Below are 17,449 nucleotides of genomic sequence, written 5' to 3'. Positions count from 1 at the left end.
AGAGGGGAGATTCAAAACGGATTATCCGGGTCAACCCGGATCTTCATCATCCAGCGAGACGGACCATCGGTCCCAGTCTGCCAAGCGGCGCCGGTCCTGCTTTGTCGGACGACCTTGCATGATCGTGTCGGCCGGTTCCGGCGCCAGGCGGCGCGCCTCGGCGGCCGCCTCCCGGGCGGTGATGCTGGCCTGGGTTTCGGCGTACAGGGCCTGGGCTTGCGGCGCCGGGCCACGCAGGTTGGACAGGCCGAGGACTTCGACCTCGCGGCTCAGCGTGCCGATGCGGATGCTGAGCAGGTCGCCGACCTTCACGTCGCGCGCCGGCTTGACCGGCTGGCCGCCCACGCGCACGCGGCCGAGATTGATCTCGTCGACGGCAAGGGCGCGGGTCTTGTAGAAGCGCGCGGCCCAGAGCCATTTGTCCAGGCGCATCGAGCTGGGCGCCTCGCTCACTGCTTGGCTCCGGCAGCCAGGGCTCGTTGGCGTTGCAGGGCGAGCGTGTCGGGATGCGGCGCTTCGGTGAACCAGCCCTGCAGATGACGCTCGGTCACCTTGGCAAGTGCCTTGATGCCGGCCGGATGGTCGTTCAGGCAGGGGATGTAGGCAAAGCGTTGGCCACCGGCGGCCAGGAAGGCGGCGCGGGCTTCCTGGGCAATCTCTTCCAGCGTCTCCAGGCAGTCGACCGCGAAGCCGGGGCAGATGACGTCGGCGGACTTGAGGCCGCCCTTGGCCAGCTTGACCAGCGTGGGCTCGGTGTAGGGCTCCAGCCACTTGGCCTTGCCGAAGCGGCTCTGGAAGGTGACCAGCCATTCACCGTCTCGCAGCCCCAGCGCCTCGGCCAGCAGGCGGCCGGTCTTCAGGCATTCGCAGTGGTAAGGATCGCCGAGGTGCAGGGTGCGCTCGGGCATGCCGTGAAAGCTCATGACCAGCTTGTCGCCACGGCCCTCGCGCTGCCAGTGCTCGCGCACGGTCTGGGCCAGGGCGGCGATGTAGCCCAGCTCATCGTGATAGCGGTTGATGAAGCGCAGCTCGGGCAGGTGACGGGTCCGCAGCGCCCAACGGGCGACGTCGTCGATGACGCTGGCGGTGGTCGCGCCCGAGTACTGCGGGTAGGCGGGCAGCACCAACACGCGGCGCACGCCTTCGCGCTTGAGGGCGTCGAGCGTGGCGGCAATGGCAGGCTGGCCATAACGCATCGCGAAAGCGACGCGCGCGCGGCCGCCCAATGCGCCTTGCAGCAGCTTGGCCTGCTTTGTTGTCCAGACCTTGAGCGGCGAGCCCTCGGGCGTCCATACCGTTGCGTACTTGGCGGCTGACTTGGCCGGCCGCACGCGCAGGATGATGCCGTGCAGGATGGCCAGCCAGATCAGCCTGGGGATCTCGACAACGCGCGGGTCGGCCAGGAACTGGGCCAGGTAGCGGCGCAAAGCGGGGGCATCGGGTGCGTCTGGGGTACCGAGGTTGCAGAGCAGCACGGCGACGTCGGGACCAGCAGGCGCGGCGCCGTGGCGCTGCGGCGGTTCAGGTAGGAAAGGCATCGGTCAGCGGCGAGAACGCGGGCCGCCGAAGGGCTGGGGCTCGGTGTCGTAGAAGTGCAGCACCTCGAAGCGCACGATGGGCGACTGCTCGTCCGTGGGCATGCCGCCCAGGCCGATGACGCCGCTGCCGTGCAGGGTGCAGCTGCCGCGCTTGAGGCTCAGCAGCTCGCCCGAATCACCGAAGCGCACGTAGGTGCCGTTATAGGACAGGTCGGTCAGCTCAAAGCTGCTGCCTTGCCAGTCGATACGGGCATGTGAGCGCGACACGCGGGCGTCGGTGATGCAATAGGTGGCCTGCACGCTGCGGCCTAGCACGATGGGCATGGCGCCGATGTCGAAGACGCGGTCCAGGTCCTGCCAGATCAGGCGCATGCCGTCCGGCTCCGTCGAGCGCATCGGCTCGCCGAACTGGGTCGCGGTGTCGTCGGCGCTGACCAAGGGCGCCGCGTCCATGCGGTAGACGTGTACAGGCTCGACGCGGCCGCGCACCGAGATGCGGTCCAGGCTGCGAAAGCGCCCCTTGGACGCATGGTGCAGGCCCGTCAGCACTTCGGCGGTGATGAGGATCTCGCCGTCGCCGGCATGGTCGATGAGGCGGGCGGCGACGTTGACGGCGTCACCGAAGCAGTCGCCGTTGAGCTCGACGACCTCGCCACGCGCCAGCGCCACTTGCAGCCGCATGGCCAGCATGGGCGGGTTGCTCTGGCGGCGCGCGCGTTGCACGGTGCGTTCGAGCATTTCCTGCATGCGCTGGGCGGCACGCACGCCATCGCGCGGCGTATCGAAGGCGGCCATCAGGCCGTCGCCCAGGGTCTTGATCAGCTGGCCGCCGCTTTCCAGCACGGCTTCGCTGATCTGGCCGACGGTCTGGGTGACCATGCCACTGGCTTCGGCATTCCCGAGGGCCTCGTACAGCCCGGTGCTGCCGCGCAGGTCGGCAAAAAGGACGGTGCGCTCGCGGATCGCGGTCATGGGGGCAGTTTATCGACGTAAGAAAGGCCGGACAGGCCGGCCTTTGTTGCGAATACAGCGATTAGAGGTTGTCGAGGTAGGTACGCAACTTGTCGCTGCGGCTCGGGTGCTTCAGCTTGCGGATCGCCTTGGCCTCGATCTGGCGGATGCGCTCACGCGTCACGTCGAACTGCTTGCCGACTTCTTCCAGCGTGTGGTCGCTCTGCATCTCGATGCCGAAGCGCATGCGCAGCACCTTGGCTTCGCGCGGGGTCAGCGAGTCGAGGATGTCCTTCACCACGTCGCGCAGGCCGGCCTGCATGGCCGCTTCGATGGGCGCCGTGTTGTTGGTGTCCTCGATGAAATCGCCCAGGTGGCTGTCGTCGTCGTCGCCGATCGGCGTTTCCATGGAGATCGGCTCCTTGGCGATCTTCATGATCTTGCGGATCTTGTCTTCCGGGATCTCCATCTTCTCGGCCAGCGTCGGGGCGTCCGGCTCGTAGCCGAACTCCTGCAAGTGCTGGCGCGAGATGCGGTTCATCTTGTTGATCGTCTCGATCATGTGAACCGGGATGCGGATGGTGCGGGCCTGGTCGGCAATGCTCCTCGTGATGGCCTGGCGGATCCACCACGTCGCGTACGTCGAGAACTTGTAGCCGCGGCGGTATTCGAACTTGTCCACCGCCTTCATCAGGCCGATATTGCCTTCCTGGATCAGGTCCAGGAACTGCAGGCCGCGGTTGGTGTACTTCTTGGCGATGGAGATCACGAGGCGCAGATTGGCCTCGATCATTTCCTTCTTCGCGTCACGAGAGGCCTTCTCGCCCTCGTTCATCTTCTTGTTGATGTCCTTGAGGTCGTCCAGCGGCACCACGGCCTTGGCCTGGATGTCCGTCAACTTCTGCTGCAGCTCCTGCACCGGCGGCAGGTTGCGGCTCAGGATGATGCTGTACGGCTTGCCGGCGGCGACTTCCTTCTCGGCCCACTTCAGGTTCAGTGCGTTGGGCGGGAAGGTCTTGATGAAGTGCTCTTGCGGCATGCCGCACTTGTCCACCACGATCTTGCGCAGCTCGCGTTCATAGCGGCGCACGTCGTCGACCTGGCTGCGCAGGATGTCGCACAGCTTCTCGATCGTCTTGACCGTGAAGCGGATGGTCATCAGCTCCTGGCTGATGGCTTGCTGGGCCTTGTTGTACGGGATCGACTTGTAGCCGTCTTTCTCGAACGCCTTGCGCATCTTGTCGAAGGCAGCGGACATCGAGTCCAACTTGACCAGGGCGGCGTTCTTCAGCTCTTCGAGCTTCTTGGTCAGGGCCTTGGAGCCGCCGTTGCCGTCATCGTCGTCTTCTTCGTCGAACTCGTCGAAGTCTTCCTCGGCCACGTAGTCGTCGGCCTCGTCTTCGGCCACGAAGCCGTCGACGACGTCGGAGATCTGCATCTCGCCAGCGCGGATCTTGGTGGCGAACTCGAGGATGTGGGCGATGGTGGTCGGCGAGGCCGAGATCGCCAGCATCATGGCCTGCAGGCCGCCTTCGATGCGCTTGGCGATCTCGATTTCGCCTTCACGGGTCAGCAGCTCGACCGTACCCATCTCGCGCATGTACATGCGCACCGGGTCGGTCGTGCGGCCGAACTCGGAGTCCACCGTCGACAGCGCGGCTTCGGCGGCTTCTTCGGCTTCCTCTTCGGTCGACGTGGCAGTGGTGTTGCCCTGGATCAGCAGCGTGGCGGCGTCGGGCGCCTGCTCGTAGACCGCGATGCCCATGTCGTTGAGCATCGAGATGATGGCCTCGAGGATTTCCTCGCTGACCAGCTTCTCGGGCAAGTGATCGTTGATTTCCTGGTGCGTCAGGAAACCCCGCGTCTTGCCCATCTTGATGAGGGTCTTCAGCTCGGAGCGGCGCTTGACGGCTTCTTCTTCCGTCAGTGCGGTCTCTTCCAGGCCGAATTCACGCATCAGCGCGCGCTCCTTGGCGCGGCTGACCTTCATGCGCAGGGGCTTGGCCTTGACCGTTTCCTCTTCGACCGCGACCGTCTCTTCGGCTTCCGGCTCTTCGCCCTCGATCTCGGCATCGATGTCGGAGAAGTCCTCTTCTTCCTCGGCTTCCTTCTTGCCGCCGGCCTTCTTGGTCTCGGTGGCCGCCTTGGGCTTGCGGCCGCGCTTGGGCTTGTCCTCTTCGGCCACGACGGCCTTGGCCGTCTTCGTGGCAGGCTTGGCCGCCGCCTTTGCGGTCTTGGCGGGCGCCTCGGCTGCGGCCTTCACGGCCGTCTTCTTCTTGAGTTCTTCGGCAGGAGCGGGGCTGGCCTTGGGCGCGGTCTTCTTGGCGGTCATGCAGGTCCTTCGTATTTGCGCGGTCAATTCAGAAATGCGGCAGCCACCGCGGCCAACCCGGGCTCGGCGTCAAGCCGGCGGGGCAGGGGGCGGTGGCTTTCATCGTCAAGGTATCAATCAGCGAGTGATCGAGGGACCCTGGCGTGGCGCGAACAAGCTGGCGTGATCGTTTGGTATGCAGAGCTGGCGGATGTTTTGGCCATTAAAACCCTGATGGGTTACCCAGTGTCGCTGGGTGGCCGGGGCCGGCATCTCTCTGCCGTCACTCTTGTTGACGCGCGCGGAAAACACAAGATTATCAGCCATTTGCGGCCGAATTGCAAAACTGTGACAGGTAAACCCTAGCTTTGCACGCCATGGCGCTCGCGCAACCGGGCCAACGCCTCCAGCGCCAGGCGCCGTTCCTCGTCGGTGGCGCCGCTGCCGCCGGGCAACGCGGCAGGGGCTCGGGACCGCAGCGCGGTGATCGCGCTGGCGAGGTCGCCAGCCGGGTCGGACTCCTCGATGCCCAGTTCCTGCACGCTGCGCACCAGCCGATGCACGGCCTCCGCATGGCCCTCCGCCGCCAGGCCAGCCTGGACGACGGCCCAGGGGCTGGCGCCGTGGTGGGTCAGGTGGCGCTCCAGCCAATGGACGAGCTCGCCATGGCCGCCGGGCAGGTCGTGCAGCAGGACGCGGTCCTCGTCGGGCAGGCTGTCCCAGAGCTCGCTGTGCTGCAGCAAGAGTCGGGTGGCGTGGTCGGCGGCGGTCGCCGGCGTAACCCGCGGACCGGCGGGGCGAGGCTCGGCATCGCGGCGCGACTTCCAGTCGCCTTTGCCTTTCCATTCCCCCTTCGGCTTCCATTCACCTTTGGGCTGCCAACGCGGCTTTTCGGCGGGTGCCGCCGTCTCCTTGGTGGCACCCGCGGCAGGTGCGGGTGCGCCCAGCCACAGCGCTTGCAGCTCGGCCTCGGGCAGCTGCCCCTGGCGGGCGAGTTCGCCGAGCAGCTGGCGGCGCAACAGACCTTCCGGCAGCAGGGCCCAGAGGGGCTTGGCCTGGTTCAACATGCGGGCGCGGCCTTCGGGTGTGCCGAGGTCGCAGCCCTCGGCGGCGACCGTGATGAGCTGGCGCGACAGCGGCACGGCACTCTCGATGCAGCGTTCGAAAGCCTCCGCGCCCAGCTCGCGGACATAGGAGTCCGGGTCGTGCTCGGTGGGCAGGAACAGGAATTTGACGGCGTGGGTTTCGGTCGCGTGGGGCAGAGCGGCTTCAAGCGCCCGGCCGGCAGCGCGGCGGCCAGCGGCGTCGCCGTCAAAGCTGAAAACGACCATGTCCGTATGCCGGAAGAGCTTGTGCACATGCTCGGCCGTGCAAGCCGTGCCCAGCGTTGCAACGGCATTGCCGATGCCGTATTGAGCGAGGGCGACGACATCCATATAGCCCTCCACGACCAGGGCGTGGCCACGCTGGCGCATGGCCTGGCGGCCTTCGTAGAGGCCGTAGAGTTCGCGGCCTTTGATGAAGACGGGCGTCTCGGGCGAGTTCAGGTATTTGGGCTCGCCCTTGTCCAGCACGCGGCCGCCGAAGCCGATGACCTCGCCTTGCACGTTGCGGATGGGAAACATGATGCGGTCGCGGAAGCGGTCGTAGCGCTTGGCATCCTCGCCGGGCTCGACGTCGGGCGAAATCACCAGGCCGGATTCGACGAGTTGCGGATCGTCGTACGAGGGGAAGCCGCTGGCCAGCGAACGCCAGCCTTCGGGCGCATAGCCAAGGCCGAAGCGGGCTGCGATCTGGCCGGTCAGGCCGCGGCCCTTCAGGTACTGGACGGCCCGGGGCGCCTGGCGCAGCTGGGCCTTGTAGAACTCCGCCGCGCGGGCCAGCACATCGGTCAGGCTCTGCTGCCTGGCTTTGTCGGCTTTGGCGCGCTCGCGCTGTTCGGGGCTGCGTTCGTCCTGCGGCACCTGCATGCCGACCTGCTGGGCCAGGTCCTCCACCGCTTCGACAAAGGTCGCAGCGGTGTGTTCCATCAGGAAGCCGATGGCATTGCCGTGCACGCCGCAGCCGAAGCAGTGGTAGGTCTGGCGGCTCGGGCTGACGATGAAGCTCGGCGACTTTTCCCCATGGAAGGGGCACAGACCCTTGTGGTTGATGCCCGCCTTTTTGAGCTCGACATGGCGACCCACCACGTCGACGATGTCGACGCGGGAGAGCAGGTCCTGAATAAAGCCGGGCGGGATCACCCGTGGATTTTAGAGATTGGCCTGGGACGGGCTGCGCAACTGCGCAATCCAGTCGCTGTTGGCAAAGGCTTGCATCCAGCCCGGCAGGGCCGGCCCGGGCATGGCCGCCGCGATGCCGTTGCCCTGGCCGAGGCGGCAGCCCAGGCGCAACAGCTCGCGCGCATGGGCGCGGCTCTCGACACCCTTGGCCAGCACGGCACAACCGATATTGCGCGCCAGGCCGATGACGCTCTCGACGAGCGACAGGTCCTGGGCATCGCCCAGCATGCCCTGCACATAGCTGCGGTCGAGCTTGAGGGTGTCCACAGGCAGGCGCTTGAGTGAACTGAGCCGCGAGTAGCCGGCGCCGAAGTCGTCCAGCGCAATGCCAATGCCCAGACCCAGGCAGCGCTGGATGAGGGCTTGGGTGGCGACCGTCTCGACCAGTGCGTCGGACTCCAGCACGTCCAGGTGCAGCAGATGGGCGACCTCAGGCGACTGGCGCTGGATGAGTTCCTGCAGGCGCTGCGGGAAGTCGTGGCGGCGCAGCTGGCGGGCGCCGACGTTGACGCTGACCGGCAGACCCTTGCCATCGTTGACACCGGCGCGCAGCCAGGCCATCGCCTGCGCCAGGGCCTGCTCGATGACCCAGTCGCCGATCTGCACGGCCAGGCCGGTCGCCTCGACCAGCGGCAGGAAATGCGCCGGTGCGAGCAGGCCGCGCTCGGGGTGCTGCCAGCGCAGCAGGGCTTCCACACCCATGACCTGGCCGCTGCGCAGGTCGATCTGCGGCTGGTAGTGCAGCAGCAGTTCATTGCTGTCCAGGGCGCGTTGGAGTCGCGCGACGGCAATCATGCCGGCCTCATCGCGCTGGTCCAGCGTCGGGTCATGGAACTGGATGCCGCCGCGGCCTGCATGTTTGGCGCGGTAGAGGGCGTGGCCGGCGTGGCGCAGCAGCGTTTCCGGGTCGGCGTCGTCCTGGGGATAGAGGGTGGCGCCCATGCTGGCGCCGATTTCAATGGCCAGGCCGTTGCCGACACGGTTCTCGCGGATGGCGACCGGCGTGGACAGCACCGCCAGCAGGCGGTCGGCGGCGCGCTGGGCCTCTTCGGGCGTCTGCACGCGCATCAGCACGGCGAACTCGTCGCCATGCAGCCGGGCCAGCTGGTCGGCGGTATCTGGCGCGGCGCCACGCGAGCCGCGCAATGTGGCTTGCAATCGGCCACTGAGTTGAAGCAGCACGGAATCCGCGACAAGCTGGCCGTGCTCCGCGTTGACGCGGGCGAAGTCGTCGAGGTCGATGAGGCCGACAACGAGCCTGAAGCCGTCGCGGTTGGCCGCGACCAGGGCCAGCTGCAGCCGCCGCATGAACTCGTCGCGGTTGGGCAGGCCGGTGGCGACGTCAAAGCGCAGGCTGCGGCGCAGCAGGTCCTGCTGGCGCAGGCTCTCGCCGAGGTCGGTCAGGCTGAGCAGCCGCCACCTCGGGCTGACGCCGTCGGGCTCCGGCACGGGGCTGAGTTTGGCCGAGAAGACGTGTCGGCCGCCGTCCTCAAGCTCGGCCTGCAACTGGCCGCTCCATGACAGGCCATCATTCAGCGCTGTCTGCAGCTCGACGGTCTCGTGGCCACTGCGCTGCAGATTGGGGATGCTCAGCGGTGTGGCCGGCCGGCCGACGAGAGCCTCGCGCGGTGCATGCAGGATGTCGCAATAGGCTGAGTTGACCTCGACGACGCGCCACTGCGTGTCGATGACAGCCAGACCCTCGCTGGCCTGCTGGAAGAGGGTGGCCGACATGCGCTCGCGTTCCTCGGCCGTGTGGCGCCAGCTGACATCCGCCAGCGTTGCGATGAGGCCACGCGCGCGGCCCTGGCGGTCGCGCAGCGGGACATGGGCCTGCAGCTCATGCCAGCGCCAGTCGCCGCCGTCGGCCGCCAGCCGCAGCGACACACCCAGTTGGTTGAGCTGCGGGTCGGCCAGCAGCTCGCGCAGCGCACGGCGCACCGGTTCGCGGTCGCGCGGGTGAGCCAGGCGTACCCAGTCCAGCGGCGCACTGCCGGCTGCGGTGCCGTCGACGGGCGTCGTCAGGGCCTGCCAGCGCGCCGACGCGTGGCGGCGGCCCTCGGGCAGGCGCCACTCGGCCAGGGCCAGGCCCTGGGCATCCAGGGCGCTGCGCCAGCCGTCCCGGTCGCGCAACTGGTGGTGGCTCAGCGCGATAAGGACCAGTGGCAGCAAGGCGAAGCCAGCGCCCAAGGCATAGGAGAGCAGGGCCGGCGGCGCGCTGAGTGCCCACAGACCCAGCAGGCCGGCACCCAGCATGGCATTGGCGCGAGGCGAGGCTTGCAGGGCATGCAGACAGAGGAGCAGATGTGGCAACAGCAGCGCGGCGCCGGCCTCCGGCAGCCAGATCAGGGCCGCCTGGGCAAGAACGGCCGCTGTGGCCAGCATGCGGGCGGCCCAGCGGCCGCCGCGGCGCGGGCGTTGGGTGCTGGCCTGCAGGCAGGTACCGGCGCAGAGCAGCCCAAAGCCCCAGGCGGCCGCGAGTTCCAGCGCGCCACCAAGCGCGCCGCTTCGGGTCAGTCCCGCGGCCATCGAGGCTGCCAGTGCGAACAGGCCAGCCAGTACCGGTGCGGCCAGTCCACCCAGCAGGCCGAAAAGAAGGACTTCGCGGCGACCAGTGAGCCGGCCCGTCAGGCGCAGCCGGCGCATCAGCGTGCGATTCAAAGCGATCGCGAGCAGGGGCAGGGCCAGCGCCGTGAGCACGGGTGCCGAGATCAGCAGGTCCAGTGCTGCTGCCGGATCCGCGGGCGAGCGCGCCAGCAAGGGCAGCCCGGCGCCCAGCAGCAAGCCCGCCATGACCAGCGGCAGCACCCAGGCGCTCAGCCGCCATAGCGTCAGCAGGCCCAGAGCCGCCAGCAGCATGGGCACCAGCAGGTCCTGCGCTGGCATGGCCGCAGCGGGTTGGGGAATGCGCAGCAGAGGCGGCAGCGCATCGGCGGCGAGCCCCCAGGCGGTAACCAGGCCGCCCCCCAGGCCGGCCAGCGCGGCCAGGCCGACGCGGCGCAGACGGCGCCAGCCGCGGCGGCGGTCATGGATGCGGCGCGGGCCAGGTGGCAGGGTCGTGGAGGGCGGCGCCTGGACGCTCAGGTCCGGGGCGTGTTCGTCGGATTCCGGGTGGCCGGAATGCAGATCCATGGCCGGGGCCTCAGGCCGATACCTGGGTCAGCGCGCGCACGCAGGGCGCTGGCCAGGTGAATGGGTGGCAAAAATCCGGCATCGCCGCAATCTCGTCGCCGCCATAGCGCGACGATCCCTGGGAAAACCCCAGGCACAGGGTCGCTGGCAGCGTGACGAAAGGCATGGCGCAGTTTAGGCGGGACCTGCACCAAAAAGGAAAAGGGCCATCCCGTAGATGGATGGCCCTGGTCGGCCGCGCCAGCGGGCGCCGGCAGCGGGAATCTGTTCAAACCCCGCAGTCAAATCGCCGGCGTATGCCGGGCAATTGGCCTGCAGGAATTGCCGGTCAGACGGAGAAATCGGTCAGCTTGGCACCGCCTGCAACGGCAGCCTTGAGCCATTTGGGCTGCAGGCCCCGGCCACTCCAGGTTTCACCGGTGGCCTGGTTGCGATACTTGGCGGCCACCTTGGACACCTTGGCCGGCTTGGGCGTGCGCGTGCTGAGGTCGGCCACCGTCAGGCCATATTCGCTCATCAGGGATTTCACCTTGGCCACCGCTTCGCTGCGTTCGCGGTCCTTGGTTTGGCTGATCTGTTGATCAAGTGCCTCGCGCTGGGCCAGGAGTTCTTTCAGAGTGGACATGCTGCTATTCCTCTTGCGATTTGAGCGGGGAGACTCGCGACATTGACCGCCGCGGCCCCGGAGCCTTGGGGCCGATTGACCGCGAGTATCTCCGTAGGCGAATTAAATCCCGACGGGCAGCATAAATGCAAGAGTTTTCGTTGGTCGGTTGCGACGAGTTTCTTGCCGGTTCGGGCTATTTGCCGATTTGGCGGGGCCGGCCGGCGTTCTGCAGCGACGGCAGCCTTGCAAAACTGAAAGAGAAAAGGCCGGCGACTTGCGTCCCGGCCCTGCACATATGCGGTGATTTGCGCTTATTCGTTGGCCGGCGGCACGTAGCCGGCCACTTGTTCCGCACCGGTACCAAAGAAATTGTTGGTGGCTGCATCACCTGCGCTGCGCGCAGATGAGCATCCCCCACAGTTTTTCACCTGAGCTGCGCTCAGGCCGATGGCGGTACATAGCCCGCCACCGCTTCGGCACCTGTGCCGAAGAAAAACTGTTCAGCTTGGCGCATCAGGTATTGGCGGGCACGCTGGTCGGCGAGGTTGAGGCGGTTTTCATTGACCAGCATGGTCTGATGCTTCATCCAGGCCGCCCAAGCTTCCTTGCTGACGCTTTCCCACACCTTCTTGCCGAGTTCGGTATGAGCCGGGTAGGGCGGGAAGTCCAGCCCTTCGGCTTCCTTCTTCAGATAGGCACATTGAACGGTGCGGGGCATGGCGGACTCCTACAAACACGAGAAATGAGAAACGGCCGGCACTTTAGCGCGGCGGCCGTTTGGGCGAACCCGGCGGGGCTTAGTTGAATCGTTTGACCAGCACCAGCGAGCGCCGGTCCCAGTTGTATTTGCGCTTGCGCTCTTCGGGCAGCCATTCCGGGTCCACCTGCTGGAAACCGCGCTTGATGAACCAATGCATGGTGCGTGTGGTCAGCACGAAGATGCTGTCCAGGCCCTGGGCCTTGGCGCGCTGCTCGATTCTTTTCAACAGGCGGTCGCCGTCGCCCTGACCTTGTACTTCGGCGGAGACGGTCAGTGCGGCCATCTCGGCGGTGCGCGCCTCGACATAGGGGTAAAGGGCGGCACAACCGAAGATGACGCCGTCGTGCTCGATGACGGTGTAGAGCTCGGCGTCGCGCTCGATCTCGGTCCGGCTGCGCTTGACGAGGGTGCCGTCGCGCTCGAAGGGTTCGATGAGCTGGATGATGCCGGCCACGTCGTCGGCGCTGGCCTCGCGCAAGCTCTCCAGCTTCTCATCGACGACCATGGTGCCGATGCCGTCGTGGGTGTAGACCTCCTGCAGCAGCGCGCCGTCCACCGCGAACGGGATGATGTGTGAGCGCTCGACGCCGGCACGGCAGGCCTCGGCGCAATGGCGCAGGTAGAACGCGACGTCGGTCGGCTGGGGCGCCGGGCCGGCCTTGGCCAGCATGCGGTCCGCATCGGCCACGGCCAGCTCGGTATCGATGGGGCTGTCCGGGTCGCCCGGGTTCTCGGGCACGCCGTCGACCTCGCAGACGAACAGCAGCTTGTCGGCCTGCAGCGCGATGGCTGTGGACGTGGCCACGTCCTCCATCGACAGATTGAAAGCCTCACCCGTGGGTGAGAAGCCGAAGGGGGACAGCAGCACGATGGCGCCAATGTCCATGGCGCGCTGGATGGCTGCGGCGTCGACCTTGCGCACCAGGCCTGAATGCTGGAAGTCCACGCCGTCGACGATGCCGACCGGCCGGGCGGTCAGGAAATTGCCGGAGACGACGCGCACCGTCGCATTGGCCATCGGCGTGTTGGGCAAGCCCTGGCTGAAGGCCGCCTCGATCTCGAAACGCAACTGGCCGGCGGCCTCCTGGGCGCAATCCAGGGCTACGGCGTCGGTGATGCGGCGGCCATGGCTGAAGCGGGGCGTCTGGCCCTTGGCAGCGAGTTGCTCGTTGACCTGGGGCCGAAAGCCGTGCACCAGGACGATCTTGATGCCCATGGCATGCAGGATGGCCAGGTCCTGCACGAAGGCATTGAGCTTGCCTGCCGCGATCAGCTCGCCCGGCATGCCGACGACGAAGGTCTCGCCGCGGTAGGCATGGATATACGGCGCCACGGCGCGGAACCAGGGCACGAAGGTGTGGGGAAAGACAAGACCGGTCATGGGCCGAATTGTCGCCCGTGACGCGGGTCACTTGACGCTGTCATGTTCGGCTCCGACGATGGCCGCCCCACCACCCGGAGACCGCGATGAAGGACTATCAAGACGTCTACATGACCCCCGGCGCCTTCAGCTGGAACGAGTTGTCCAGCCCCGACCCCAAGAAGGCCTGCGAGTTCTACGGCACCCTGTTCGGCTGGAGCTTCGACACCATGAACATGGGTCAAGGCGACTATCACGTCGTCAAGGTGGGCGAGGTGGCTGTCGGCGGCGTCATGACCCAGCAGCAGCCCGGCCCGGCGATGTGGGGCGCCTATGTGACCGTCGAGAACTGTGATGCGACGGTCGAGAAGGCCAAAAGCCTCGGCGGTACCGTCTGCGCCGGCCCCTTCGACATTCCGACGATCGGCCGCATGGCCGTGTTGCAAGACCCGCAGGGCGCCGTGATCCAGGTCATCAGCTACTTCCCGCGCAGCGAATAAAGCGCTTGCGGGACAATCCCGCCGCAATGACAGCTCCGAATCCCGAGAGCCGGCCCGTGAAGCCGGCTCTCTCCATTTCATTCCCTGAATCCCTGCCGGTCTCTGCGCGGCGCGATGAAATCGCGGCTGCGATGGCCGAGCACCAGGTCGTCATCGTCTGCGGCGAGACCGGCTCCGGCAAGACCACCCAGCTGCCCAAGATCGCGCTGGCGATGGGCCGTGGGCGCATCAACGGCGGCGGCCTGATCGGCCACACCCAGCCGCGGCGCATCGCCGCCAGCAGCGTGGCCAAGCGCATCGCCGAGGAGCTGAAGACGCCGCTGGGCGACGTGGTGGGCTACAAGGTCCGCTTCCAGGATCGCCTCACCAAGACCGCATCGGTCAAGCTGATGACGGACGGCATCCTGCTGGCCGAGACGCAGAGCGACCCGCTGCTGCGCGCCTACGACACCCTCATCATCGACGAGGCCCACGAGCGCAGCCTCAACATCGACTTCCTGCTCGGCTATCTGCGTGAGCTATTGCCGCGCCGGCCCGACCTGAAGATCGTCGTCACGTCGGCCACCATTGACGCGGACCGGTTTGCGCGGCATTTCGAGTCGAGCAAAGGTCCCGCGCCGGTGCTGACGGTGTCGGGGCGACTATTCCCGGTCGAGCAGCGCTACCGGCCCTTCGAGGAAAGCCGCGAGTACGACCTGAACAACGCGATCACCGACGCGGTGGACGAACTGTGGCGCGAGGGCGGCGGCGACGTGCTGGTCTTCCTGCCCGGCGAGCGCGAGATCCGCGAGGCGGCCGAGGCGCTGCGCAAGCACCACCCGCCGGGGGTGGAGGTGCTGCCGCTGTTCGCGCGGCTGTCGCAGGCCGAGCAGGACAAGGTCTTCGAGCCGCATGGCCAGCGCCGCATCGTGCTGGCCACCAATGTGGCCGAAACCTCGCTGACGGTGCCTGGCATCCGCTATGTCATCGACCCTGGCCTGGCGCGGGTGAAGCGCTACAGCTACCGCAACAAGGTCGAGCAGTTGCTGATCGAGCCGGTCAGTCAGGCGGCTTCGAATCAGCGCGCGGGCCGCTGCGGCCGCGTGTCCAACGGCATCTGCATTCGCCTGTACAGCGAGAAGGAATTCAACGAGCGGCCCAAGTTCACCGACCCCGAGATCCTGCGCAGCAGCCTGGCCGGCGTCATTCTGCGCATGAAGGCGCTGCACCTGGGCGAGGTCGAGCGCTTCCCCTTCCTGGAGCCGCCGCGCCCTAAGGCGATTGCCGACGGCTATCAGCTGCTGGCGGAGCTGGGCGCCACCGACGACAACAACGAGCTGACACCGCTGGGCAAGGAACTGTCGCGCCTGCCGCTGGACCCGCGCGTGGGCCGCATGATCCTGGAGGCCAAGAACCGCGAGGCGCTGTCCGAGGTGCTGGTCATCGCGTCGGCGCTCAGCGGCCAGGACGTGCGCGACCGGCCGATGGAAGCCGCCCAGGCCGCGGACGAAAAGCACAAGAAGTTCGACGACGAAAAGAGCGAGTTCAGTGGCTATCTGAAGTTGTGGAAGTGGCTGGAGGAATCGAAGGGTGGCGGCACCGAGCACAAGCTCAGCAACCGCCGCCATGAGCAGCTGCTGCGCGAGAACTTCATCTCGCCGCGCCGCGTGCGCGAGTGGCGCGACGTCTACTCGCAGCTCCACACCGTCATTGCCGAGCACGGCTGGCGGCTGAACCAGAGCCCCGCCACCTACGAGCAGCTGCACCTGTCCATGCTGGCCGGGCTGCTCGGCAACATCGGCCAGAAAAGCGACGACGAGGACTGGTATCTCGGCGCGCGCGGCATCAAGTTCTACCGCCACCCCGGCGCCCACCTGAGCAAGAAGCCGGGCCGCTGGATCGTGGCCGCCGAGCTGGTCGACACCTCGCGGCTGTACGGCCGCGGCATCGCCAACATCGAGCCGCAATGGCTGCCGCCCATCGCCGGCCATCTGATCAAGACCCAGCTGCTGGAGCCGCACTGGGAGAAGAAGGCTGCCGAGGTCGTGGCGCTCGAGCGCGCGACGCTCTACGGCATCGTGCTGTACAGCAACAAGCGCGTGAACTTCGGCCGCGTGGACCCCAAGGCCGCGCGGGAAATCTTCATCCGCGAGGGCCTTGTCAACGACGACCTGCCGGATGAGCTGGTGCGGCAACTGCCCTTCCTGGCCCACAACCGCCGCCAGATCGCCAAGGTCGAAGCGCTGGAGCACAAGTCACGCCGCCAGGACGTGCTGGTGGACGACGAGCTGATCTACGCCTTCTACGACGACAAGCTGCCGGCGAACGTGTTCTCCGGCGCGACGCTGCTGAAGTGGTGGCGCGAGGCCAGCAAGAGCGACGACAAGCTGCTGCAGCTCAGCCAGGACGAGCTGATGCGCCACGAGGCGGCGGGCGTCACGAGCGAGGCCTTCCCCAAGGTCATCCGCCTGGGCGGCGTGGACTGCGCGGCGACCTATCTGCACCAGCCCGGCGACGCCCGCGACGGCCTGACGGTGACCGTGCCCATCTTTGCGCTCAACCAGGTCAGCGAGGAACGCGCCGAATGGCTGGTGCCGGGCATGCTGGCGCAAAAGGTGACGGCGCTGCTGAAGAGCCTGCACCAGAAACCGCGCGCGCGGCTGACGCCGCTGCCGGATTTCGTCGCCGAGTTCATCGAGCTGCAGCCGTTCTGCCAGGGTGGACTGGTGGACACGCTGCTCAGGGCCGTGAAGGACCGCAGCCAGATCGCCGTGCAGCGCAACGACTTCAAGCTGGAGCAATTGGCACCCCACCTGTTCATGAACTTCCGCGTCGTCGACGAGCATGGCCGGCAGCTCGGTCAGGGCCGCCAACTGGCGGCGCTAAAGGCGGAGCTGGGCGGGCAGGCGAGGTCGGCCTTCCAGGCGCTGGCGGCATTGAAGCTACCCGCCGCGGAACCTGCTCCGAAGCCGCAACCCGAACGCGGCATCCGCGCCGAGATCGTCAAGCCCGCGGCACCCGTGCGCGATGCCGCTCAGGCCTATACGGACTGGACTTTCGGCGAGCTGCCCGAGCTGCTTGAAGTCCGCAAGGGTGGCCAGACGCTGATCGGCTTCCCGGCGCTGATCGACAAGGGCGCCCACGTCGAGATCGAGGTCTTCGACGAACCCGAGGTCGCTGCCGCGAAGCACCGCGCCGGCCTGCGCCGGCTGATCGCACTGCAGCTCAAGGAACCTTTGAAGTTCCTGGAAAAGAACATTCCCGACCTGCAACGCATGTCCGTGCTCTACATGGGCCTGGGTACGGCCGAGGACCTGCGTGACCAGATCATCGGCGTGGCCCTGGACCGCGCCTTCCTGGCCGACCCTCTGCCGACCGATCCGATCAGCTTCAAGAAGCGCATTGAAGAAGGCCGCAGCCGCCTGAATCTCATTGCGCAGGAAGTGGCCCGCGCTGCGCATGCCGTGCTGCAGGAGCTCGCCAATGCGTCGCGCAAGCTGAAGGACTCGCGCCCAGCCAAGGATGTCGGCGATGACATCACTGCGCAGTTGCAGCGCCTGGTGCCCAAGCGCTTTGCGCTGGACACGCCCTGGGCCCAGCTGCAGCACCTGCCGCGCTACCTGAAGGCCATCACCGCGCGCTTGGACAAGCTGCGCGCCGACCCGGACCGCGACGCCAAACTGATGAGCGAGGTCAAGCCGCTGGAGCAGCGCTACACGCGCCGCATGGCAGAGCTGAAGGGTGTTCGCGACGCGAGGCTCGACGACTTCCGCTGGCAACTGGAGGAACTGCGGGTGAGCCTGTTCGCGCAGGAACTGCGCACGCCGCAGCCCGTCAGCGTGAAGAGGCTGGACAAGGTTTGGTCTCAGCTGACAGACTGAGATCGAACCTTGCGGCGCAGACTCACTTGCCGCAGGCAAGTTATGTCGCAGCCACAAAGTCTGGAGTCAGCTCACAGCCTGAAGCCGGATTGCGGCGACGGCCTACGCATCAGGCGCAATGCCGGTGTAAAACGGACACGATCCGGGC

12 protein-coding genes are annotated in these 17,449 nt (G+C 67.0%); 2 read left to right on the top strand and 10 right to left on the bottom strand.

Annotated features, from left to right (window positions below; genetic code table 11):
* Window positions 1–30 precede the first annotated feature (30 nt).
* The 10 genes from ACXJLH_RS07795 to argA all read right to left on the bottom strand — a co-directional run bounded on the left by ACXJLH_RS07795 (window position 31) and on the right by argA (window position 12,962).
* Complete coding sequence (locus ACXJLH_RS07795) at window positions 31–432, bottom strand: RNA-binding S4 domain-containing protein (protein ID WP_056198069.1); 402 nt, start codon at window positions 430–432, stop codon at window positions 31–33.
* 17 nt (window positions 433–449) lie between these two features.
* Window positions 450–1,538 carry a ferrochelatase gene (gene hemH, locus ACXJLH_RS07790; RefSeq protein WP_457443316.1) on the bottom strand — a complete coding sequence of 363 codons (1,089 nt, stop codon included), beginning with the start codon at window positions 1,536–1,538 and terminating at the stop codon, window positions 450–452.
* A 3-nt stretch (window positions 1,539–1,541) separates the two neighbouring features.
* A complete protein-coding gene (locus ACXJLH_RS07785; RefSeq protein WP_056198063.1) occupies window positions 1,542–2,510 on the bottom strand; it encodes an adenylate/guanylate cyclase domain-containing protein in 969 nt (322 codons plus the stop codon).
* 61 nt (window positions 2,511–2,571) lie between these two features.
* Window positions 2,572–4,821: an RNA polymerase sigma factor RpoD gene (rpoD, locus tag ACXJLH_RS07780; RefSeq protein WP_457443314.1), complete on the bottom strand. Its 2,250-nt coding sequence runs from the start codon at window positions 4,819–4,821 to the stop codon at window positions 2,572–2,574.
* A gap of 341 nt (window positions 4,822–5,162) precedes the next feature.
* Window positions 5,163–7,043 (bottom strand): DNA primase, encoded by a 1,881-nt coding sequence (dnaG, locus tag ACXJLH_RS07775; protein WP_457443312.1) that lies wholly within the window; start codon window positions 7,041–7,043, stop codon window positions 5,163–5,165.
* A 9-nt stretch (window positions 7,044–7,052) separates the two neighbouring features.
* Window positions 7,053–10,214 (bottom strand): EAL domain-containing protein, encoded by a 3,162-nt coding sequence (locus ACXJLH_RS07770; protein ID WP_457443310.1) that lies wholly within the window; start codon window positions 10,212–10,214, stop codon window positions 7,053–7,055.
* A gap of 10 nt (window positions 10,215–10,224) precedes the next feature.
* Complete coding sequence (locus tag ACXJLH_RS07765) at window positions 10,225–10,380, bottom strand: hypothetical protein (RefSeq protein ID WP_457394390.1); 156 nt, start codon at window positions 10,378–10,380, stop codon at window positions 10,225–10,227.
* A gap of 162 nt (window positions 10,381–10,542) precedes the next feature.
* Window positions 10,543–10,839, bottom strand: coding sequence for an H-NS histone family protein (locus tag ACXJLH_RS07760; RefSeq protein WP_056198055.1), 297 nt, complete (start codon window positions 10,837–10,839; stop codon window positions 10,543–10,545).
* Between the two features lie 421 nt (window positions 10,840–11,260).
* Window positions 11,261–11,539 (bottom strand): oxidative damage protection protein, encoded by a 279-nt coding sequence (locus ACXJLH_RS07755; RefSeq protein WP_056198054.1) that lies wholly within the window; start codon window positions 11,537–11,539, stop codon window positions 11,261–11,263.
* A 79-nt stretch (window positions 11,540–11,618) separates the two neighbouring features.
* On the bottom strand, window positions 11,619–12,962 hold the full coding sequence (argA, locus tag ACXJLH_RS07750; RefSeq protein WP_457394392.1) for an amino-acid N-acetyltransferase: 1,344 nt from the start codon (window positions 12,960–12,962) through the stop codon (window positions 11,619–11,621).
* An 86-nt stretch (window positions 12,963–13,048) separates the two neighbouring features.
* On the opposite strand from argA, the gene ACXJLH_RS07745 reads away from it, so the two are divergent.
* Entirely contained in the window at window positions 13,049–13,441 is a 393-nt protein-coding gene (locus ACXJLH_RS07745) for a VOC family protein (RefSeq protein ID WP_057296313.1), read from the top strand.
* Between the two features lie 26 nt (window positions 13,442–13,467).
* Window positions 13,468–17,301, top strand: coding sequence for an ATP-dependent RNA helicase HrpA (hrpA, locus tag ACXJLH_RS07740; protein WP_457443308.1), 3,834 nt, complete (start codon window positions 13,468–13,470; stop codon window positions 17,299–17,301).
* Window positions 17,302–17,449: the final 148 nt, after the last annotated feature.

This window comes from Roseateles sp. P5_E4 (assembly GCF_054049255.1).
This window is presented reverse-complemented; position numbering and strand designations above follow the sequence as displayed.

Excerpts from the sequence above, each read along its gene's own strand:
- ACXJLH_RS07795 (WP_056198069.1), bottom strand. The coding sequence starts at position 432 with ATGCGCCTGGACAAATGGCTCTGGGCCGCGCGCTTCTACAAGACCCGC.
- hemH (WP_457443316.1), bottom strand. The coding sequence starts at position 1,538 with ATGCCTTTCCTACCTGAACCGCCGCAGCGCCACGGCGCCGCGCCTGCT.
- ACXJLH_RS07785 (WP_056198063.1), bottom strand. The coding sequence starts at position 2,510 with ATGACCGCGATCCGCGAGCGCACCGTCCTTTTTGCCGACCTGCGCGGC.
- rpoD (WP_457443314.1), bottom strand. The coding sequence starts at position 4,821 with ATGACCGCCAAGAAGACCGCGCCCAAGGCCAGCCCCGCTCCTGCCGAA.
- ACXJLH_RS07770 (WP_457443310.1), bottom strand. The coding sequence starts at position 10,214 with ATGGATCTGCATTCCGGCCACCCGGAATCCGACGAACACGCCCCGGAC.
- ACXJLH_RS07765 (WP_457394390.1), bottom strand. The coding sequence starts at position 10,380 with ATGCCTTTCGTCACGCTGCCAGCGACCCTGTGCCTGGGGTTTTCCCAG.
- ACXJLH_RS07760 (WP_056198055.1), bottom strand. The coding sequence starts at position 10,839 with ATGTCCACTCTGAAAGAACTCCTGGCCCAGCGCGAGGCACTTGATCAA.
- ACXJLH_RS07755 (WP_056198054.1), bottom strand. The coding sequence starts at position 11,539 with ATGCCCCGCACCGTTCAATGTGCCTATCTGAAGAAGGAAGCCGAAGGG.
- argA (WP_457394392.1), bottom strand. The coding sequence starts at position 12,962 with ATGACCGGTCTTGTCTTTCCCCACACCTTCGTGCCCTGGTTCCGCGCC.
- ACXJLH_RS07745 (WP_057296313.1), top strand. The coding sequence starts at position 13,049 with ATGAAGGACTATCAAGACGTCTACATGACCCCCGGCGCCTTCAGCTGG.
- hrpA (WP_457443308.1), top strand. The coding sequence starts at position 13,468 with ATGACAGCTCCGAATCCCGAGAGCCGGCCCGTGAAGCCGGCTCTCTCC.